Here is an 18,849-nt window from a genome sequence, read left to right as displayed (position 1 = left end):
CCTGCCGCAATCATGCATCATCGATTGCGGCAGCGCAGTGACGCGCGCAATACCGCCGGCAATCAGGACTGGCGCGTCGACATCTCGCGGGCGATGCGCGGAAAATCGGCAGGCTTGATTCCGATGTCGGCGCGATCAGCGTTGCTCATGGCATTCAAGAGCGCAAGTGCGGCGCGATAGCGTGCCTGGTCATTGGGGCGAGGGCGGGCGAACAACTCAGTGTAGAAACCCATTTCTCAGGCTCCTGTTGGTCCTCCCGCATCCTGTATAGTCGATTTTTTCGTCATTGTGCAGTGCAGCATCAGCATATCTGCCATGCGCGCCGACCGTGCGACGCAACTGGCGCAGATTCCCTTGAGATGTGGCCGAACCTGCGAAGCGATTTTTAACCGACCGCCACTATGGTCTGGCCGTTTTTACAGTATCATCCGCCCGGGACGGAGCAGCTAGCGTGGGTACAGAGATCAATCGCGACTTCGCCTCGCTTCTCGACGACTTGTTCGTCGCTTCCGAGCGCGAAGAGATTGCGCCCGCGCCGACGATTGCATTCGACTATCTGGCCGTTGTCGAAGAACTGCATTCGGGCCGCATCCGCGTCGCCGGAGAAACGGTTGCCGCAGAGTATCGCGAGGCGGCGGCATCGCTCGAAGACGAAATCGTGTCGCTGCTCGACATGGTCGAGACCGAGGTCGAGATCGAAGCGGCCGAGGAGCCCGAGCAGCCCTCGATCGATCCTGATGCGATCGCTGCCGAACTCGGGCTCGCCGAGGCAAAGCCTGCGGACCTCGCCAAGATGCGCCGCATCTTTGCGCTTGCAAACCATCCCGACCGGGTGGCGCCGCACCTGCGCCAGCGCGCCATGGTGCGCATGCAGCTTGCCAACATGATGATCGACGATGCCAAACGCCGGGCAGCCAAGAAAGGCAGCTGAGGCCGCTCGCTTGGGGGCCTGAAACGTTGCCTGCGGCTGCCTTGGCCCGAACGGCAAAACAGCCTATCTAAGGAAAGCTGTGCTTCCACAGCCGTGGGGGGCGCCATGCTGAGGGTTCAGAAGGTCAAGATCGACGACATCTACGTGCCCGCGGCGCGCAAGAAGACGCTGCATCCCGAAACCGTGCGCCATCTGGCCGAGGACATACTGGAGAATGGCATGAAGATGCCTATCCAGGTTCGCCATGACGGCAAGCGCTATGTGCTGGTTGAGGGGTTGCACCGCCTGGAGGCTGCCAGATGGCTCGGCGAGACGTCGATCGACTCCTATCTGGTGCAGGCGCGGAAGCATTAGACGAAGGCACGGCGCCGCGGCGCTTACTTTTTTGCGCGAGGCCTGTCGAAATGCTGCGCTGTCGCGCGTCCTTGGTTCGGAAACTGACCTTATCGGGAGAAGACGCATGAACGTGACCGCCGCCGCCAACGACCGTGAACTGGTTCTTACCCGTATCCTCGATGCGCCGCGGGAAAAAATCTATCGCGCCTGGACCGATGCCGAATTGCTCAAGCAGTGGTTTGCACCGTTGCCCTGGACCACGCCAAGCGCCAGGCTCGACGTGCGCGCCGGTGGCACCAGCATGGTCACCATGCGCAGCCCCGAAGGCGTCGACTATCCGAGTTCCGGTGTCTATCTCGAGGTCGTGCCCAACGAGAAGCTGGTCTTCACCGATGCCTATACCGAGGCGTGGATGCCGTGCGAAAAGCCGTTCATGACCGTGGTGCTGACCTTCGAGGATGCCGGCGCCGGCAAGACGAAATACACCGCTGTCGCCAGGCACTGGTCGGCCGAGGATCGCGCCGCCCATGAGAAGATGGGCTTTCACGAAGGCTGGGGCCAATGCGCCGACCAACTCGAGGCGCTGGCGAAGACGATCTGAGCGCAGCGGCCCTCGCAGCACGGCTTCCCCGGTGCCGTGTCTATTCACCGCCACGCCCCGTTTCCGGTCTGGCTATTGTCAAAGAACTCGGGAAGCGGGGCGCGAGGCCGTGCCTTCCGATAGTTTTTTAAGTGGCGCGACGTTCGCGCCCCGCCCGGTTGCTTGCCCCGCTCAGTCGCCTCGGCATTTCCGCCGCCAGCCGCCGCAAGGCCCGGGCTTGGGGGTGAAACACCCAGTGGGAGAACCGACCTCCCACCAGCCCGGCACCGGCGCTTCCCCCCGATGCCCGGTGCGCAGCCGGAGTCCCGTAGAAGATCGCGAGGATGATGATAAGGGAGGTTTTGGACGCGTGGAAAAACGGGGCCGTTTTTCCATGGTGATTGCTGACAATTGCGTGCGGGCAGGGCACCCGTTCATCGGTCGGAACCCTGCGCAGCTGCCGGGCGGGCCGAATGCCGCTGGTTGGGGGACAACTGCCAAGCCATTTCGCCAGGCGTGGACAGCCTGTCCGGCAATTTCCGGCATCAGGTGCCTGTCCGGCGATGGTAGCTCGCGTCGGAAAAGGCTGCGGGGAGGGCGCGCCATGGTCGCAACCGCAAATTTCTTGCTCGAATGGGGTGCTGGTTGTATCGTTTTGGCACGCTAGACAATGCCCGTATGTGGGCAGCATGAGATGCGGCCAGCCAAGTGAGAAAGACCTGCGCTGGCGATGAGCGGCCGAAGTTCGCCGCGCGGCATTTGCCCTCCGCTCCCGAAATTCCGGCTGCTGTGACGCGATGTTTCTGCGAAAGGAAAGTGGCCATGTCTATATCCATGACGATGCAGGGATATCTCGAGGACAACCACATCCGCTACGATGCCGCCAAACATGCGCGCACCGGCTGCTCGATGATGACGGCCCATGCCAGTCATGTACCGGGCGGCGCGCTGGCCAAGGGCGTGGTGCTGAAATGGGACGACGGCTTTGTACTTGCCGTGTTGCCGGCCTCGCGCCATGTCGATCTCGCCAGGATGCGCGAAATCATTGGCGACAAGGTGCGGCTGGCCTCGGAAGAGGAGGCAAGCTCGCTGTTTCCCGATTGCGACGAGGGCGCGGTACCGATCCTGGGCGTGCCGTACAGGGTCTGTTGCGTCATCGATGAGCAGTTGCGCCACGCCGGCGACGTTTATTTCGAAGGCGGCGACCACCGTACACTGGTGCACGTGACCGGCGACGAGTTCTCGCGCCTCATGTATGGCATGCCGCAGGCGCGCATCAGTTGGTAGTGCATGGCACTATGGACGCGGCTGCAGCCGGCGGGCTTGCCCGCCGGTTGTGTGTTTTCGGCTGGCCGCGGGGGCTGCGGGCCAGCCCGAAATCTGTCCTTTTCGTGGCGTGGCGGTCACGGCATTGCCCGTTTCATGTCACGGCGCTGCCATGTGATGGCCATGTTTAATCGGTTATAATCCCAGCCGTACCAGAACGCCGCGTGCCCGCCCGGGGTGCGCAAACGAAACTGTAAATCCTTCTATCTGTGCATGGTTTTTGCCGAAGACCGTATGCGTTCTTCGACGACATCCATTGAGACGAAAACAGGCACCAACAGAGGCGACTATGGGCAAACACCACGAAATGACGCTCGAAGAGCTTTTGCACGACCCGATCATTTTGACCGTGATGCATCGCGATGGCTTCTGCCCGGAAGACATCCGGTTGCTGGCACGCCAGGCCCTGGCCAAGACGCCAGGCGTCGAAGACGTGCTCTGGGCTGCGGCGGGCAGCCCTGGTGCAATGGCTTGCAAGCGTGATGCGATACCTAACTCGACACCGGCAGTGCGCTATCCCGCATATGATACCAACTGCCTGACACCCCTCGCAATCTAAGGCCAGGACCTTCCAATCCCCAGACAATGGGCATCTTCCGCTACGAAAATCGATTCCGATTTTCGTAGCGGTGCTGTATGGCCGGGCTCGACAAGCGCAGTCGCCCCCGTCCCGGAAATCGTCATCGATCTTCGGGGCGGGTGCGGCAGCGCAGATGGGTTCGGACCAGGGAGATAGGGCGATGGCGGGACGCTACGAGGGTGGCTGCATGTGCGGGGCGGTGCGATATGTCGCCGAGGGTGAGCCCGTCAACGAGCGCATCTGCCACTGCCGGAGTTGCCAGCGGGCAATCGGCGCCGCGTTCAACGCGCGGCTGTTGTTTCGGGCAACGGCGGTGACGTTGACCGGCCCGGTCAAGACCGCCAGTTCCTCGCCGGAAGTGCAGCGCGGCTTCTGCTGCGAATGCGGCACAACGGTCTTTTCCGGCCGGCAATCCGCCGGCGTCATCGCAGTAACGTCCGGCTCGCTCGATGATCCCGCGCAGTTCCGGCCGACGATGCATATCTGGACTTCGTCGCGCCAACCCTGGCTGGTGCTGGACGACGGCCTGCCGCAACATGAGCAAGCCGCGCCGGCGTGAGCCCTGCACCGTCAGGCTCTATCAACCTGGCTTCGAGATCTGGCGAGATCCGCGATGCCGACGACGCCGGCGCTTTCAGTGAGCGCTGCGGCGTGAAGTTCGGGCGCTAGCCGTGGCGGCAGGGCTGCCAGCATCTGCCTGATGGCATCGAGATAGCCCGGCGCCAGGCCGATGCCGCCGCCGATGACGATGCGGGCAGGGTCTAGCGCCAGCTTGATGTTGCGGCACAAAAGGGCCGTCTGGCGCGCCGAGGCGCCGACGATATCCTTTGCCCAGGTCTGGCCGGCGGCCGCCGCCTCGAAAACTTCGCGCGCGGTGGCGCCTGAAAGGTGCGGGGCGGCCTGGCTTGCGATCCAGTTGCCAGAGACGTGGTCCTCGAGCGTGCCGGAAGCCTCGTCGAGGCTGCGGAACTGGCCGAAATGGCCGGCCAGCCCCCCGAGCAGCTTGCCATTGACGACGATGCCGCCGCCGATGCCGGTCGAGATGGTGAGGAAGACCATGTCCTGCTGCGCGCCGGCGCCAAAACTGTATTCGCCCCAGGCGGCGGCCTGCGCGTCGTTGGCGGCGAGAACCGCATTGCACCCTGACAGCCGGCTGACTGTGGCGGTGAGCGGAAAGCAGTCGGGAATGTCGAGGGTCTTGCGGTTGAGCGCCGACCAGCAGCCATCGTCGATGATGCCGCTGACGGCAACGCCGACCGTGTCGTAGCGTCCCTTCCATCCGGCGATGGCATCGAACAGGGCGGTCAGCCACTGTTCCGGATCGCCGCCGCGCGGCGTCGGCATCTTGTGCGTTTCGATGACGCTGCTGCCGTCGACCAGTGCCGCCAGCATCTTGGTGCCGCCGATGTCGAGAGCCAGGACGAGACGCGACATTCCGGTCATGCCTCCACCGATGCGAAGGTCTGGTCGAGCGCGGCGCGGAACCACTGGGTGACGTGCTCGGGCCGCGTGATGGCCGAACCGACGACAATCATGGCAGCACCCGCCGCAAGCGCCTGGGCTGCAAGCTCGGGCGTGCGCACATTGCCCTCGGCGACGACATGCGGGGTGAGCTTGCGCATGGCGGCGATCAGCTCGAAATCGGGCAGCGTCGGCTCGACCGAGCCGGTGTAGCCGGCAAGCGTCGAGCCGACAATTTCTGCGCCTTCCGCCAGCGCCTGCTCGGCATCCGCAATGATCGAGCAGTCGGCCATGGCGATGCGGCCGTGCGCATGGATACGCTCGATGAGCGCCCGGGTGGCGACCGGGCGGGGGCGCTGGGTGGCGTCATAGGCTATGATGTCGGCGCCGGCGGCAGCGAGCGCGTCGATATGCTCGAGCCACGGCGTGATGCGGACAGGGCTGTCGTCGAGGTCGTGCTTGATGAGCCCGATGATCGGCTTGTCGGTGGCCTCGCGCACGGCGCGGACATAGTCGGCCGATTCGATGCGCAGGCCGACTGCCCCGCCATCGATTGCCGCGAGCGCGAAGCCGACGACCATCTCGGCCTTGTCCATCGCGCCGCCCTTGACCGGCTGGCACGAGACGATCAGGGCATTCTTCAGGCTATCGAGGTCAAGCGGCACGTCGGGCATCTCCTTTGATGCCAATACGGTACCAGCGCAAGACCAGATTGCAACCGGCATCAAACTGGTATTACCGCATCAGCTCGATGACGAAGTCGTAGACGTCGCCGCGGTATTTCGTTCGGGTGAACTCGACGATCTGGCCGTCGGCGAGGAAGCAGCGACGTTCGATGACGAGCAAGCTGGTGTCCTCGGATGCGGACAAAAGGCGCCGCTCTTCTTCCGTCGCCGGCTTGGCCTGCATCCGTTGCAAGGCGCGAACGGGCACCGAACCGGTGGTCTCGAGATATTCGTAGAGCGATGCCTGGACAGCCTGCGGGTCGGGCACGAAGCGGACGGGCAGGGTGGCGGTTTCAAGGGCGATCGGCTGGGCATCGGCGGTGCGCAGGCGGATCAGGCGCGCGACCTTTTCGCTGCCCGAGATGCCCAGCGCCATCATTTCAGCCGGCGAAGGCCTCGAAATCTCACGCGAAATCCACACGCAGCCGGGCTCCAACCCGCGCGAGCGCATGTCCTCGGAAAAGCTGGTCATGGTCGAAAGCGACTTTTCCAGCCGCGACGACACCACGGTCTTGGCGCCCTGGCGGCGGTCGAGCAGGCCGTCGGAGGCAAGGCCTTCGATCGCCCTGCGCACGGTGACGCGCGAGATGCCGAGCGCCTCGCACAGCACCCGTTCGCTCGGGATGACGGCGCCGCGCCGGAGCCTGGAGGTGGCGACGGACTGCTTGATCGCGTCTTCCAGTCGGCGGTAGAGCGGTTCGCCGCTTTGGCCGGCAAGTGCCTGTGCGAGGAAGTCGAGGATTGCCTGGTCGCCCATCGGAGCCGCCTTTCGAGAGGGCCCCTTTATGCAGAATTTTTTTCAGGTGTTAAACTGGTATTGTTCTTGTCATGCGATCTCGCCGGCAATCAGCGCCAGGAATTCGTTTGCGGCGCGGGTCACGTAGCGCTCCTTGTGACGAAGCACGAAGAAGCTGCGCTTGGGTAGCGCGAAGTCGATGGCCACGAGCGCGCCGGCCTTGAGGGAGGCTTCGGCAACGAGCCGCGACATGACGGCGACGCCGGCGTCCGCCTCGACCGCGGCGCGAACCGATTCGTTCGATGGCAGTTCGAGCGCGATGTCGAGACTTTGTGGCGCCACGCCGAGGCTTGCCAGCATCGCCTCGAAGTTGGAGCGCGTGCCGGAGCCTGGTTCGCGGAAGATCCAGCGTGCGGCTTTGAGATCGCGCGGTGAGGCTGGTGGATTGGCAGTCCAGGCATGGCCGGGGGCGGCGACCAGAAGCAGTTCGTCCTCGGCCACCCGTTCGATGGCCAGCGCGGGGTCGTCGATCTCGCCCTCGACGAAGCCGAGATCGGCGGTACCATCGTGCACGAGGGCAGCGACGGTCTCGGTGTTGCCTATGGTCAGGGCGAGCGTGATGCCGGGATAGCGCGCCTGGAAACGGTGAGCGATGCCCGGCAGCCAGTAGTTGGCCACGGTTTGGCTGCCGGCGAGGGCGAGCGAACCGCGCTTGAGGCCGGCTAGATCGGCAAGCACGACCTCGGCCGAATGGGCGCGGGCGAGCACGGCGCGCGCCTCGGAGACGAAGACGCGGCCGGCATCGGTGAGGGCGATGCGGCGGCCGACGCGGTCGAAGAGTTTTGTCTGGTAGCGCGCTTCCAGTGCTGCGACCGCAGCACTTGTCGCCGATTGCGTCAGGTTCAGCGCCTCGGCCGCGCGGGTGACATGCTCGCGTTCGGCGACCGCGACGAAGATCCTGAGCTGTTCGAGGGTCACCGATTTCCTTTCATCGTCAGCCGACAAGCTTGACCAGTATCAGACTGAATGCCGCGATGAAAAGGAAGGAGGCGAGGCCAAGAAACAGGGGACGGCCGCCGCGCGCCTTCAGCTTGCGGAAGTCGGTCTCGAGCCCCATGGCGGCGAGCGCCATGCTGAGCAGGAAGGTGGTCGACATGACGATCCATGCTTTTGCCTCGGCCGGGATTTCGATCAGGCTGTTGAGGCCCACCATGGCGACGAAGCCAAGCACGAACCACGGCATCGGGGCTGTCCCACCGGCATGGTCGACGCCTGTGGCTTTGGCGCGCCGGCTCGCCGCCAGCCCGAGCGCGATCACCAGCGGTGCCAGCATCATGACGCGGGTGAGTTTTGCCACGGTGCCGAACTCGCCGGCCTGCTGGCCGCCCTGGAAGCTTGCAGCCACGACCTGCGCGATCTCGTGGATCGATGCGCCGGACCAGAGGCCGTAAGCGTGGGCATCGAGGCCGAGGGCGGCCTGCAGCAGCGGGTAGGCGAACATAGCGATCGAGCCGAAGACGGTGACGCAGGCGACCGCATAGGCGACGTCCTCGTCTGGCGCGCGGGTGACGGTGTTGGTGGCGATCACGGCGGAGGCGCCGCAGATCGAGGTGCCTGCGGCAATCAGTTCGGCGAGCTTGCGGTCGACGCCGATCAGCGCGCCGAACCATCTGGTGAATGCGAAGGTGGCAAGCAGAGCCGTGGCGATGATGGCGATGCCTGTTGCTCCGACCTCGGCAACCTGGGCTGCGGTCAGTTGCAGGCCAAGCAGGATGATGGCGAAGCGCAGCACCTTGCGCATGGTGAAGGCCACTCCCGCCTTGGCCACTACAGGGGTGCCGACAAGATTGTGGAATGCCATGCCGATGACGATGGCGATGATCATCGGGCTGAAGGCGGAAACGCCGGGTATTTGTCTAAGCGCGAAGGCAAGGGCGGCGATTGCGGCTGTGAGGGCAATGCCGGGCAAGAGGCGCCCGCCTTTGCCGGCTGCAGCGTGGTTGTTGGTGTGCGCCAGGCTGACGGGCGCGGCGCTTCCGGTTTCGGTGCGGGCAAGGGCGTTCATGGCTTGGTCCTGAAGATTTCAGGCGCAAGCTATGTGCCGGCTTTCAATCAATCCAACGCGTATTTCGTGTTGAATCGTTCGCGTGGGGCGATTGATCAGGCGGTGGCCTTGTTCAGGCGCCGTTGTGCCACTGGACGGGGCAAGCAGGGCATCTATAGCGGTGCGTCAGTTGACGTGTTCGTGGGCGCGTCTTTTCAAACCTCTTGCCAATCGGAATGCCAATGCCTGTTCACGAGATTGCCGCACTTGCGGCCGCGACATGCTGGGCCGTCACGGGATTGATCTCGGCCGGTCCCGCCGGCCATCTCGGCGCGCTGGCATTCAATCGTTTGCGCCAGATCTTCGTGACCGGGCTGCTGGCACTGTATGTCGTCGCTACCGGCGCGTGGCGCGAGGTCGATGTCGGCAGTGCGGGGCCCCTGTTGTTGTCCGGCCTGGTCGGCATATTCGTCGGCGACACGCTGCTGTTTTCGGCGCTGAATCGGCTGGGGCCCCGCCGATCCGGCATCCTGTTTGCGTTGAACGCGCCGATTGCCGCCGTGCTTGGATGGCTGATGCTGGGCGAGGACCTCTCGCCAAAGGCTGTCGCAGGCATCGCCCTGACGGTCGCCGGCGTGTTGCTGGCGATCCTGTTCGGCAAGCGCCGGGCGCAACTTCACCAGTGGGAGACGGTGAAGGGGCCGTTGTGGATCGGTGTGGCGCTGGGGTTGGGGGCGGCGGCCGGCCAGGCGATCGGCTCCATCATCGCGCGGCCGGTGATGGAGACGGGCATAGATCCGTTCGTGGCTTCGATGCTGCGTGTCGGCATCGCGGCGGTCTGCCTCAGCGCGCTGACCCAGTTGCCGATAGCAGCCGTAAAACCCATGGCGCCGCTGACCTGGAAGGTCGCAGCGCTGACCGCGTTGACCGGCACCATCGGGCTCGCCATTGGCATGACGCTGCTTTTGTTTGCGCTTTCCGGCGGCAAGGTGGGGATCGTGTCGACACTTTCGGCAACTACGCCGGTGATCATCCTGCCCATGCTGTGGGCGCGGACCGGCGAGCGCCCCGCCGGCGGCGCCTGGGCCGGGGCGGCATTGGTGGTCGCGGGAATGGCGCTGATCTTCATGCGCTGAGAGGGCAATTCATGCACATCGGCGGTCCTGGCCGTGGGGAGACGTCGACGCGCAATTCTTGCGTGTGGGGCCCGAAAAAGTAGTGTCGGCCATGACTGGCTACGTCCACTTCTGTCGCATCTGGCTCGCCTGGGCGGCGGGAACGAACCAGCAGGTGTCGCCGTTTGGTTGCAAAGGAGACTTGTCATGCAGGACCATGTTGCAGCGCCAGTCCGCTCCGGCAGCTGTCTTTGCCGCGGTGTGACGTTCCGCGTGCGTGGCAATCCCCTGCGCGTAGGCATTTGCCACTGCACCGACTGCAGAAAGAGCAGCGGCGCGCCATTCGCGGCCTATGCCGTCTGGCGGATCGACGCTTTTGAGCAGGAGACCGGCTACACCAGCACCTATGCCAATCGAACCTTGGTCTGCCCCCTGAAAAGTGGTCCTCCCTTATGTATGGCTTTTGAGCCGATGGAGGACTTAGGAAATGGCCAGGAAGAGACACAGCGCGGAAGAGATCGTCACGAAGCTGCGGCAGGTTGATGTTCTGACTTCGCAGGGCAAATCGGTTGCGGAAGCGGTCCGATCGATAGGTGTGACGGAAGTTACATATTATCGTTGGCGGTCGGAATACGGAGGCCTGAAGGGCGATCAGGTCAAGCGGCTGAAGGAACTTGAGACGGAGAATGCGCGGCTTCGGCGCGCCGTCTCCGACCTGACCCTGGACAAGATGATCCTGGCGGAAGCTGCGCGGGGAAACTTCTAAGCCCCGCACGTCGCCGGGCCTGCGTGGATCATGTTGTTGCCGAGCTTGGCGTCCGCGAACGACGGGCGTGCCGGGTTCTTGGTCAGCACCGCTCCACGCAGCGCAAGGTTCCAACGACACCGGATGATGAAGCGGCTTTGACTGCCGACATCATCGCGCTTGCCATCCAATATGGCCGCTACGGTTATCGCCGCATCACGGTGATGCTGCATCGTGCGGGCTGGGTGGTGAACGTCAAACGGGTCGAGCGGATCTGGCGGCGTGAGGGGCTGAAGGTTCCGCAAAAGCAGCCCAAACGAGGCCGTCTGTGGCTGAATGACGGTTCCTGCATCCGGCTGCGGCCGGAGTATCCCAACCATGTCTGGTCCTACGACTTCGTCGAAGATCGCACCCACAACGGAAGGAAATTCCGCATGCTCAACGTGATCGATGAGTTCACAAGGGAATGCATCGCAATCAAGGTGAGCCGGAGGTTGAAGGCCGTCGACGTGATCGACGCTCTGTCCGACCTGTTCATCCTGCGCGGCATCCCTGGCCACATTCGATCCGACAATGGCCCCGAGTTCATCGCCAAAGCCTTGCGTGAATGGATCGCCACCGTCGGTGCCAAAACTGCCTACATCATGCCCGGCAGCCCTTGGGAAAATGGCTATTGCGAGAGCTTCAACTCGAAGCTTCGTGATGAACTGCTCGATGGAGAAATCTTCTACACGCTGAAGGAGGCCCAGATCGTCATCGAAGGCTGGCGGCAACATTACAATACGGTGCGACCGCATTCATCGTTGGGCTACAAACCGCCTGCGCCGGAAGCGATCCTGTGGCCGGCTGCGCAACCCGGACCAGCTTCGCCGGCCACCCCGGCCATAGCGCCAAGACCCATCATGCACTAAAATTGAACCCGGACCACCTGAGGGGGGCAGGCCAGTCAGTGCGGTGCGAAATTTCGATGACCAGTCTGTCATGTGCGTTGCCCACGAACAGCCAACCTCCTTCGAGAAATTGCGCTAACCGCCACATGGTCGATTTCATATGGATAGGAGTTCGAGGCTTGGCGTGCCGAGCTTCTTGACTGTCTCATTTTCGGCATTCACCTCGTCGACCTGAAATCCGGTGTTCGAAATCGACCCGACGAGAAACCGAACAGGTTTCGCGTCGCCAAGATCAATGACCGCTGCCGTAAGAAATCCTGTTGCGTAAGCACCGGTGTCGATCGCTATGCGATTTGGGTAGACCTCCGGTCGATGGCTCTTGGTGACCGTATGTCCGTGGATGATTATTTTCTCAAATGGACCATCGTGTTCTAGGAAGCCTTCTCGGATCCAGCGCAAGTCCTTTCCCGATTGTGCGCTCAGGGGGAGGCCAGGTCGTACTCCTGCATGCACGAAGGCGTATTCGCCCTCGATTACAATGTCTTCTGCAACCCTGAGCGCCGCGATATGTTCTGGGAAGCGATCCTGTAATTCCTCCGCAATGAGATCGGCCTTCTCATACCCAAGGAACCCATAGGAGTAGAGTGTTTGCTCCCCGCCTTGCTTCCGCCAGTGGGCGAGTACACGATCGCGGTGCTCCTGTTGGGGATTAAGGACACGCAAAAGAAACTCGTCGTGATTTCCGAGAATGAGACGCGACTCGTCAAACTGCTTCAGGGTCTTGCAGACGAGTTCCATCGCCTTCCGGCTGTTGGGGCCTCGATCAATAATGTCCCCCAAGAATACCACCCTGTATGAACGGGAGTTGTGTCGGGCGTACTCAGAAATCGCTTCAAGCAGGCTCTCGAGGAGATCAGCGCGGCCGTGGACGTCGCCGATGGCGAACACTAGGTGAGGGGCTTCGACCATTTCTCTCCAAGAATCTTTTGGCGGTTCATTGCCACGCTATCGCCAATCCAACGGTATGCTTCAACACCGACGCGACCGATCTTGGCCGTGGTCGTGATTCCGCGCCGTAAATGGGAGGAAGTTGAAAGCAAAGGGTGTTTCCTGATCCCATCGGGCTGACAACCAGAACCGACTTGCCTGACAGAGCAGCCAGCACGACCGGCAACTTACCATGCCGAAATCGGTCTAAGCCGAACAGGCGTAAGGCCGGGCCGAAGCTGTCGCACGTTTCAGATGTAAGACCCTTGGTGTCGAACCATCGAGCAAGCTTGACTGCCCACCGTTCAATTGCGCGTCGTGCCAGCCACCTGCCAGGTTGGGATGGTAAGCGGGCATGACAGCCGTCACACAACGTGACGAGAGACAGTTCGTCGGTACCGCCCATAGATCTTGGCGGAACATCCTGTCTTGAAATCGCACGCAGTAACGCCTACCTGAAGTATAGAATGTCGAGGGGGCGTGATTGGCGGATGCAGTAATTGCGAATTGGAGCGGACATGATTTTCAGGCCCGCTTTTTTTGGATCAAAGCATCAGCCCTCATGGACCCCGACAAGCATTACGTCATCGAGGTAACCTACGAAGCGGACGGCCCGAAGTCGTTCGATGATGTTGTGGTGAAATACGATCCGGGTCGGCAGTCTGCTACGGGCACGCCGATTTCGGTCGATTATCATCAGATCAAGTTCCATATGGATGGGGCAGGTCGGTTTGGGTATGAGGACCTCACCAAGCCGGAATTCCTTGGCGCAAAAGCGTTCTCGCTCCTTCGGCGGCTGCAGAATGCAAAGAAGGAAGCTCCTCGCAACTCAGCGTTCACCTTGGTTACGATCGACAGCATCAAGGATGGTGACCCACTCGACGAAATCGTCAGTGCAATAGACGGCTCATTTCGCTTTGACCGTTTGTTTGATGGGACAACTGATCGCAGCAGAATGGGAAAAGTCCGCCAATGCTGGCGCGATCACCTGAACCTGACCAATGACGAGGAGTTGAAGACCGTCTTGAGCGGCCTTCGCATCTCGGCTGGCTTCATTACGTTAGAAAAGCTCCGTGACGAGGTGAACCTGCACTTTCGCGTTGTAGGATTGCTCCCCTGCCATGAGAGCGCTGGCTTCAAATACGATGCGGAAGCACGGGCTCTGAAGCTGCAAAATAGAAACCGATTTGACAGGGCGTCCTTCGAGGCACTTTGCCGCGAGCAAAAGTGGATCGATGAGCGATTGGTCAAAAAGTACCGCTCTGTGTCCGTTCGATCATTTCCAGTGATGCCAATCCACGAGTTGGAGGCCGCTCCAGAAGATACCCTGTCTTTGCTACATCTCTTCGATGAGCGTCACTTGCAGGCTGGTGGCGACTGGCAAAGCGGCGTGCAACCGGCCGTGGAACAATTTTTGGCGGAGGTGGCAAAGCGTTATACGGCCGTCAGGCTCCACCTCGATGCGCATGCTTCTATCGCATTCCTCGCGGGATCGTACTTGGGGCTCAAATCCGGAATTGCGCTCGAACTCGTCCAGAAGGGCCGCAGTGACCATTCGATTTGGATTGCTGACGACGGAAAATGCGGCCCTGACCCAAAGGTCGAAACGGTAATCGTAGGCGAGGGAAAAGACGCGGCGCTCATCGTTAGTTTGTCTCGGGACGCGTTTGAAGATGTTCGCGATTATGTCGCCAAGAAATTACCAGGCGTGGGTAGATTGATCCATCTGACGCCGAAAGATGGCCCGGGGCAGCGCTCGATTGCGGGTGGCGAGCATGCCGCAATGTTGGCCGACGCTGCCGAAAACGCTGTTCGAAAGGCACGCCTCCCGATCGACGCCAGAACCCATATCTTTGTCTCCGGCCCAAATGCTTTCACGTTTTTCCTGGGGCAGCATCGCCAAGCAATGGGATCATGTGCCCTCTACGAATTCGATTTCAGCAGACGTGTTGACGGCAGCTATCACCCCTCTTTCTGGATGGAATGACAATGGAACTGAAACCGCAATTTCGGGAATTTCTGACGTCAATCCGGCCGACCGACAAGCAGAAGGAAGACTGGCGGACTGGCTCCAGCACCCTCCGCACCCGTTTGGCGAACGACGAAGAACTTGGGCCGCAGATCGTCGCAACGTTCCTGCAGGGCAGTGTTCGACGTGCAACTGCAATCAGGCCGCACGGAGACAAGCGACCCGATGTCGATGTCGTTGTGGTCACCAATATTGATCCGACCAAGACAACGCCAGACAAGGCGATGAATAGGTTCATCCCGTTTCTGGACAAGTTCTATAAGGACAAGTGGCGACCGCAAGGGCGCTCATTTGGCATCGAGATGTCATATGTCGATATCGACCTGGTCGTCACCGCGCTTCCGCCAGACCAGCAATCTCGAAACCTCATGGAGAACCTGTACCGGTCTCAATCCGTGAGCTCCTTGAGCACTCTTGATGAGCAACCTGATTGGCGTCTCAACCAAAATTGGGTTCCACGCGACCTCAATTCCCTCAATGCGCAGTTCGGGCAGCCGCTAGTGGAGGACGCACCCGCGTCGGAATGGAAGCCCAATCCTTTGTTCCTGCCAGACCGCGATGTCGGAACGTGGGGCAGGACGCATCCGCTTGCGCAAATCCAATGGACGGCAGCAAAAAACCGAGCCTGCAACGGGCACTATGTCGATATCGTGCGGTCATTGAAATGGTGGCGGCAAACCAACACTGAGAGCCTGCCAAAGTACCCAAAGGGCTACCCGTTGGAACATATGATCGGGTATAGCGTCCAAGACAGCGTCCCCTCTGTCGCTTCAGGGCTTGTGCAGGTACTCGAGCAGATGACCGAACAATGGGCTTTGGCCGCCGAGATCGGACCCGTACCGACCTTGAGCGACCATGGCGTGCCTGAACACAACGTTTTGAAGCGATTGTCATCTGAAGATTTCAAGGCCTTCCATAAGGCAGTTGGAAATGCCGCAAGTATCGCGCGCGATGCACTCGACAGTGATGACGCGCAGGAGAGTGGAAAGCTCTGGCAACGACTATTTGGAAGCCGCTTCCCGCTTCCAGGGCCGAATGGCGGTGACCGCGTCGGCTTTACTCAACCTTCGCGCCCGGCGGAGCCAAAGGATGCCCGCTTCGCGTGATCGACAGCATCCCACTTCCGCTTCAACCGCTTTTGGACGAAATCGAAGTTTGTCCCCGAACCACGCTCGTTCAAGGCTGGTTCCGAGACAATAAGTGTCGATGGGTACTTGGCTTCAATGCCTGCCTTTCCGTCAGTCCATCACCGTTCATGCCTGCTGAAAGCTCCTGGTTTCTGGTGGTCGAGGACGAACCTACTCGCCCGAAGATCACCATCTTCCCTGCGGCCGATGGTGGAATCACCTGCACTTTTCCTCATCAATCCGCTAATTTGCCCGGACCGGCTGGCTCGCTCTGGAGGCTGGGAAATCCTTGCATCGAGCGACCTGAAGCGGCGTTCAAACGCGACGCGGTGACGGGCGAGCCGACTGATTTGGCGGAGCGGTTGATTTGGCGGGTGGGACGCCTTCTAAGCTGGATCGACGCGGCAGCTACCGAAAAGCTTCTGGAGCCTGGAGACCATATCGAGCTTCCCTCGTTCGATGCTGCTTTGGGGACGGTGTTGGGGTTCACCGAGACGCTCGATGATCTTTCGAATTGGTCGCCGCAGATCGGAAATTGGGGCTACGCCGTGACGGGCGCAATCAGCTGTGCGTTCAGGCATCGCCAAGTTGTACGGTATCTCACTGCGTCCGGAAATGTGTTCAAAGAAGACGGGGTTGATGACGGAGGGGCCGATCTTCCAGTCGATGCGGTCTGGGTGATGCTCCCGCGAATGCCGACAATCGCTCCTTGGCAGCCGCCAATGACTTGGCGCGAATTGTCCGCTTGCCTTGAGAGCGACGGCGTCAGCCTCGAAGAAATATTCCTTCAGGCAGGCCGCCAAATGCGTACTCTTAAGCGTAGCAGTCCGAGCCGATTGCTCCTTGGGTTTCCATTGGCCCAGAAGGTGGCGTATCAACCTGAGCGCATTCATTGGATCGCTGCCGAAAATATTGGGCTGTCGGGTGCCACGGCCAAAAGGAACGGGTTTCGTCCGATTGAGAACAATCGAGCCAGATGGGACGCGACCAGAGCTACATCGATGGATCGCATTAAGTGGATTAAGACGGCCAACTGGGCAAGCGATCAACTGCGCACTCGTGGCGAGGCGCAGGATGTAGTTAGGTCGAGCCGTGTTCTGATTGTTGGCGCGGGCGCTGTCGGGAGCGCAGTAGCGGAAAACCTGGCAAGACTTGGCGTCCGGGAATTCGGTGTAGTGGACGGCGACCTGATGGAGATCGGCAACCTCAGTCGACACACTCTGGGCATGTCTGATTGCGGTCACAGTAAGGCGAAAGCAGTTGCAGCCCGCCTGGGCAATTGCGCACCAGATGTTAGCGCAACGCCGTACTTAAGCGCCTTTCCGACGTCGGATATCCGTATCGCAGAAGCGCTGCGAAAGTACAATGTCGTCATTGACTGCACTGGCTCCGACGCGGTCCTCCAAGCGATGGCCGAATTTGATTGGCAGACTGAAAAGCTCTTTGTGAGCCTTTCCATCGGTTGGGGCGCAAAGGAGTTCTTTTGCTTTTCAGTATCAGAGGCAGCATTCCCGGCAGTCGATGCCCTCGACCGGTTTGCCAGTAATATGACCTTCAAACCTCACATGGAGGCAGCAAATCGCGAGGGTATCGGATGCTGGCATCCCGTCTTTCCCGCCAGCGCGGACGACATCCAACTCTGGGGCGCGATCGGCTCAAAATATGTGAGGACCGCTATCGTTGATCGAAGGCGGCAATGCAAAATCTATCGCCTGATGGCTGACGCGACTGTGACGGTCATAGATGCTTGATGCTGATGTTCATGCAGCTTCTGCTGATGCCCGCTTTCGCGTTACCGTGGAAAGCGGTGCAATGCGCTTAGTCTTGGCAAAAGCACGTGCTGCCGGAGATCGGGAGACGGGTGGGATCCTAATCGGGCACATCGATAGCAACGGCCGCGCGGTGGTCCAGGAGGCAACTGGAAAGCCACGCGGGTCGATTTTCGGTTGGTATACGTTCGTACGTAAGACGAGGGGATTGGCATCACTTCTGAAGACGCGCTGGCAAGAAAGTCAGCATTATCTCGGGGAGTGGCATTCGCACCCTGGCGCGCTACCGACGCCGAGTGAACAGGATCGGGCGACAATGAGAGCAATCGCTCGCGACGACGGGTATTGTTGCCCTGAGCCGATCTTGCTGATTGTGGGCACTAGAAATGACTCTACAGAAATTTCGATTACGGTGTTCCCCAGGAATGAACAGTCTGTGCTGTTGCGGTGATAAAAGGGGCCTGCCTGCCCAGTTCCCATCCCTCTAGGTCGATTTGATTTGAGTGGACCTATTCTCGACCTGCTGCCCACTCCAAAAGAGCATTTTGCCCATGGAGTAAGAAGGCCTTGGCCATGCGGCTTTGGCAAGCTGGGTGTTCCATGGCGTCGGTGCTGACCTCCATTCCTCGTGCCACAGGTGGGCAAGGCAGGAACATCAATCCGGAACGGCATTTTTCAAGCAGGGCGGCGGATATCTGGTAGGAGAGCAATTGCTCTTTCGTTGCATTTCCCGGCCATGCATCCGTGATGATGACGTCGGCGTCGAGCATGTCGGCAGGGTCAGTGCCCGAGCTGAAGTTCGGGTTGAGCAGTGAGGCGTCATGCCAATCTGCCGGATATATTTGCCTCACCTCAATGGGAAGCGAAATGGAGGCCTCCACCCAAGAGCGTAGGATGTTGTCGTTAGGCGCTACAATGGCCACCTTCAGGCCATCGATCGCCCCCCTCTTGCCAACGATGTATGCGAGATCGCCAAGGATTTCACATGGATGATTCGACCGTGTACGCGCATTGATGACAGGAGCCTCGGCGCACGCGGCAAGGGTCTGCAATGCAGAGAGTTCCTTGGTGCGGGCCACAATGACGTCGAACCAGTTGTCGAGATATTCGGCTAGGTCGGGTGTATCCTCTCGAACATCGAAGCTGATTGGTGGATGTGCGCAGATGCCGCCCATAGCTTGCACGCCAAGGTCGAAGGCGGTTGTGTTTCTCCATCCGCTATCGTCAGTGATCACCGCAACGCGTATGTCTTTCAGGCTTGGAGGCATTTCACGTTTGAACCACGCCTCGGCCAAGAAATTCGCTCGATCAATGATGGACAAGATGGTGTCGGCAGACAGCGAGTGAAATTCGAGAAAGTCCCTAGTGGTCGGCATCACAACCCCTGCGATCAAAATTGTAGATCGCAAATTTCCCATGCGACCACAACGGGTGGTACACGGGCATTCCTGGGATAAGTCTTGTTCCA

21 protein-coding genes are annotated in these 18,849 nt (G+C 60.7%); 13 read left to right on the top strand and 8 right to left on the bottom strand.

Annotated elements, in window-relative coordinates; genetic code table 11:
- Positions 1 to 62: 62 nt before the first annotated feature.
- Positions 63 to 233: a hypothetical protein gene (locus ABSY17_RS15730; protein WP_378942709.1), complete on the bottom strand. Its 171-nt coding sequence runs from the start codon at positions 231 to 233 to the stop codon at positions 63 to 65.
- 218 nt (positions 234 to 451) lie between these two features.
- Here ABSY17_RS15730 and ABSY17_RS15725 point away from each other — a divergent pair, with 218 nt between their 5' ends.
- From ABSY17_RS15725 to ABSY17_RS15700, 6 genes are all read left to right on the top strand, one after another.
- Positions 452 to 931, top strand: coding sequence for a hypothetical protein (locus ABSY17_RS15725; RefSeq protein WP_378942706.1), 480 nt, complete (start codon positions 452 to 454; stop codon positions 929 to 931).
- A gap of 105 nt (positions 932 to 1,036) precedes the next feature.
- On the top strand, positions 1,037 to 1,285 hold the full coding sequence (locus ABSY17_RS15720) for a ParB N-terminal domain-containing protein (protein ID WP_378942704.1): 249 nt from the start codon (positions 1,037 to 1,039) through the stop codon (positions 1,283 to 1,285).
- Between the two features lie 106 nt (positions 1,286 to 1,391).
- Positions 1,392 to 1,868, top strand: coding sequence for an SRPBCC family protein (locus ABSY17_RS15715; protein WP_378942701.1), 477 nt, complete (start codon positions 1,392 to 1,394; stop codon positions 1,866 to 1,868).
- Positions 1,869 to 2,669: 801 nt separating this feature from the next.
- Entirely contained in the window at positions 2,670 to 3,134 is a 465-nt protein-coding gene (locus tag ABSY17_RS15710; RefSeq protein WP_378942700.1) for an aminoacyl-tRNA deacylase, read from the top strand.
- 328 nt (positions 3,135 to 3,462) lie between these two features.
- A complete protein-coding gene (locus tag ABSY17_RS15705; RefSeq protein WP_378942697.1) occupies positions 3,463 to 3,732 on the top strand; it encodes a hypothetical protein in 270 nt (89 codons plus the stop codon).
- 181 nt (positions 3,733 to 3,913) lie between these two features.
- Entirely contained in the window at positions 3,914 to 4,312 is a 399-nt protein-coding gene (locus tag ABSY17_RS15700; RefSeq protein ID WP_378942695.1) for a GFA family protein, read from the top strand.
- An 11-nt stretch (positions 4,313 to 4,323) separates the two neighbouring features.
- On the opposite strand, the gene ABSY17_RS15695 is transcribed toward ABSY17_RS15700, so the two are convergent.
- The 5 genes from ABSY17_RS15695 to ABSY17_RS15675 form a co-directional block, all read right to left on the bottom strand.
- A complete protein-coding gene (locus ABSY17_RS15695; RefSeq protein WP_378942693.1) occupies positions 4,324 to 5,187 on the bottom strand; it encodes an ROK family protein in 864 nt (287 codons plus the stop codon).
- Between the two features lie 5 nt (positions 5,188 to 5,192).
- Positions 5,193 to 5,879, bottom strand: coding sequence for an N-acetylmannosamine-6-phosphate 2-epimerase (locus ABSY17_RS15690; protein ID WP_378942690.1), 687 nt, complete (start codon positions 5,877 to 5,879; stop codon positions 5,193 to 5,195).
- A gap of 70 nt (positions 5,880 to 5,949) precedes the next feature.
- The gene (locus tag ABSY17_RS15685; protein ID WP_378942687.1) at positions 5,950 to 6,696 is read right to left on the bottom strand and encodes a GntR family transcriptional regulator; all 747 of its coding nucleotides are present in this window, start codon (positions 6,694 to 6,696) and stop codon (positions 5,950 to 5,952) included.
- A gap of 69 nt (positions 6,697 to 6,765) precedes the next feature.
- Positions 6,766 to 7,653 carry a LysR family transcriptional regulator gene (locus ABSY17_RS15680; RefSeq protein ID WP_378942685.1) on the bottom strand — a complete coding sequence of 296 codons (888 nt, stop codon included), beginning with the start codon at positions 7,651 to 7,653 and terminating at the stop codon, positions 6,766 to 6,768.
- 16 nt (positions 7,654 to 7,669) lie between these two features.
- Positions 7,670 to 8,644, bottom strand: coding sequence for a YeiH family protein (locus tag ABSY17_RS15675; protein ID WP_378952735.1), 975 nt, complete (start codon positions 8,642 to 8,644; stop codon positions 7,670 to 7,672).
- 317 nt (positions 8,645 to 8,961) lie between these two features.
- Here ABSY17_RS15675 and ABSY17_RS15670 point away from each other — a divergent pair, with 317 nt between their 5' ends.
- The 3 genes from ABSY17_RS15670 to ABSY17_RS15660 all read left to right on the top strand — a co-directional run bounded on the left by ABSY17_RS15670 (position 8,962) and on the right by ABSY17_RS15660 (position 11,490).
- Positions 8,962 to 9,855, top strand: coding sequence for a DMT family transporter (locus tag ABSY17_RS15670; protein WP_378942682.1), 894 nt, complete (start codon positions 8,962 to 8,964; stop codon positions 9,853 to 9,855).
- Between the two features lie 186 nt (positions 9,856 to 10,041).
- Complete coding sequence (locus tag ABSY17_RS15665; protein ID WP_378942679.1) at positions 10,042 to 10,377, top strand: GFA family protein; 336 nt, start codon at positions 10,042 to 10,044, stop codon at positions 10,375 to 10,377.
- Positions 10,322 to 11,490, top strand: a protein-coding gene (locus ABSY17_RS15660; RefSeq protein ID WP_378942677.1) for an IS3 family transposase whose coding sequence is annotated in 2 segments (ribosomal slippage) — positions 10,322 to 10,586 and positions 10,586 to 11,490 — 1,170 coding nt in all. Because the reading frame shifts where the segments join, the coding sequence is not laid out codon by codon here. The genes ABSY17_RS15665 and ABSY17_RS15660 overlap by 56 nt, the downstream gene beginning before the upstream one ends.
- A 135-nt stretch (positions 11,491 to 11,625) precedes the next feature.
- On the opposite strand, the gene ABSY17_RS15655 is transcribed toward ABSY17_RS15660, so the two are convergent.
- Positions 11,626 to 12,438: a metallophosphoesterase gene (locus tag ABSY17_RS15655; RefSeq protein ID WP_378942674.1), complete on the bottom strand. Its 813-nt coding sequence runs from the start codon at positions 12,436 to 12,438 to the stop codon at positions 11,626 to 11,628.
- Between the two features lie 502 nt (positions 12,439 to 12,940).
- Between ABSY17_RS15655 and ABSY17_RS15650 the strand changes: the two genes are divergently transcribed.
- Genes ABSY17_RS15650 through ABSY17_RS15635 form a run of 4 tightly spaced genes read left to right on the top strand, consistent with a single transcriptional unit; the run spans position 12,941 to position 17,832 of the window.
- Positions 12,941 to 14,443: an SAVED domain-containing protein gene (locus ABSY17_RS15650; RefSeq protein WP_378942672.1), complete on the top strand. Its 1,503-nt coding sequence runs from the start codon at positions 12,941 to 12,943 to the stop codon at positions 14,441 to 14,443.
- 2 nt (positions 14,444 to 14,445) lie between these two features.
- Complete coding sequence (locus tag ABSY17_RS15645) at positions 14,446 to 15,591, top strand: hypothetical protein (RefSeq protein ID WP_378942670.1); 1,146 nt, start codon at positions 14,446 to 14,448, stop codon at positions 15,589 to 15,591.
- A complete protein-coding gene (locus ABSY17_RS15640; RefSeq protein WP_378942667.1) occupies positions 15,588 to 17,363 on the top strand; it encodes a HesA/MoeB/ThiF family protein in 1,776 nt (591 codons plus the stop codon). The genes ABSY17_RS15645 and ABSY17_RS15640 overlap by 4 nt, the downstream gene beginning before the upstream one ends.
- The gene (locus tag ABSY17_RS15635) at positions 17,356 to 17,832 is read left to right on the top strand and encodes a Mov34/MPN/PAD-1 family protein (protein ID WP_378942665.1); all 477 of its coding nucleotides are present in this window, start codon (positions 17,356 to 17,358) and stop codon (positions 17,830 to 17,832) included. Before ABSY17_RS15640 ends, ABSY17_RS15635 begins: the two co-directional genes overlap by 8 nt.
- Before the next feature lie 58 nt (positions 17,833 to 17,890).
- On the opposite strand, the gene ABSY17_RS15630 is transcribed toward ABSY17_RS15635, so the two are convergent.
- Positions 17,891 to 18,757, bottom strand: a complete 867-nt coding sequence (locus tag ABSY17_RS15630; protein WP_378942662.1) for an ornithine carbamoyltransferase — start codon at positions 18,755 to 18,757, stop codon at positions 17,891 to 17,893.
- Between the last annotated feature and the right edge of the window lie 92 nt (positions 18,758 to 18,849).

Origin of the sequence: Mesorhizobium sp. ANAO-SY3R2, from assembly GCF_042466635.1 — a bacterium.
GTDB lineage: Bacteria > Pseudomonadota > Alphaproteobacteria > Rhizobiales > Rhizobiaceae > Aminobacter.
This window is presented reverse-complemented; position numbering and strand designations above follow the sequence as displayed.

Bases quoted from the DNA above. Each gene is read 5' to 3' on its own strand.
- ABSY17_RS15730 (WP_378942709.1), bottom strand. From the start codon at position 233: ATGGGTTTCTACACTGAGTTGTTCGCCCGCCCTCGCCCCAATGACCAG.
- ABSY17_RS15720 (WP_378942704.1), top strand. From the start codon at position 1,037: ATGCTGAGGGTTCAGAAGGTCAAGATCGACGACATCTACGTGCCCGCG.
- ABSY17_RS15715 (WP_378942701.1), top strand. From the start codon at position 1,392: ATGAACGTGACCGCCGCCGCCAACGACCGTGAACTGGTTCTTACCCGT.
- ABSY17_RS15710 (WP_378942700.1), top strand. From the start codon at position 2,670: ATGTCTATATCCATGACGATGCAGGGATATCTCGAGGACAACCACATC.
- ABSY17_RS15705 (WP_378942697.1), top strand. From the start codon at position 3,463: ATGGGCAAACACCACGAAATGACGCTCGAAGAGCTTTTGCACGACCCG.
- ABSY17_RS15700 (WP_378942695.1), top strand. From the start codon at position 3,914: ATGGCGGGACGCTACGAGGGTGGCTGCATGTGCGGGGCGGTGCGATAT.
- ABSY17_RS15695 (WP_378942693.1), bottom strand. From the start codon at position 5,187: ATGTCGCGTCTCGTCCTGGCTCTCGACATCGGCGGCACCAAGATGCTG.
- ABSY17_RS15685 (WP_378942687.1), bottom strand. From the start codon at position 6,696: ATGGGCGACCAGGCAATCCTCGACTTCCTCGCACAGGCACTTGCCGGC.
- ABSY17_RS15670 (WP_378942682.1), top strand. From the start codon at position 8,962: ATGCCTGTTCACGAGATTGCCGCACTTGCGGCCGCGACATGCTGGGCC.
- ABSY17_RS15665 (WP_378942679.1), top strand. From the start codon at position 10,042: ATGCAGGACCATGTTGCAGCGCCAGTCCGCTCCGGCAGCTGTCTTTGC.
- ABSY17_RS15655 (WP_378942674.1), bottom strand. From the start codon at position 12,438: ATGGTCGAAGCCCCTCACCTAGTGTTCGCCATCGGCGACGTCCACGGC.
- ABSY17_RS15645 (WP_378942670.1), top strand. From the start codon at position 14,446: ATGGAACTGAAACCGCAATTTCGGGAATTTCTGACGTCAATCCGGCCG.
- ABSY17_RS15635 (WP_378942665.1), top strand. From the start codon at position 17,356: ATGCTTGATGCTGATGTTCATGCAGCTTCTGCTGATGCCCGCTTTCGC.
- ABSY17_RS15630 (WP_378942662.1), bottom strand. From the start codon at position 18,757: ATGCCGACCACTAGGGACTTTCTCGAATTTCACTCGCTGTCTGCCGAC.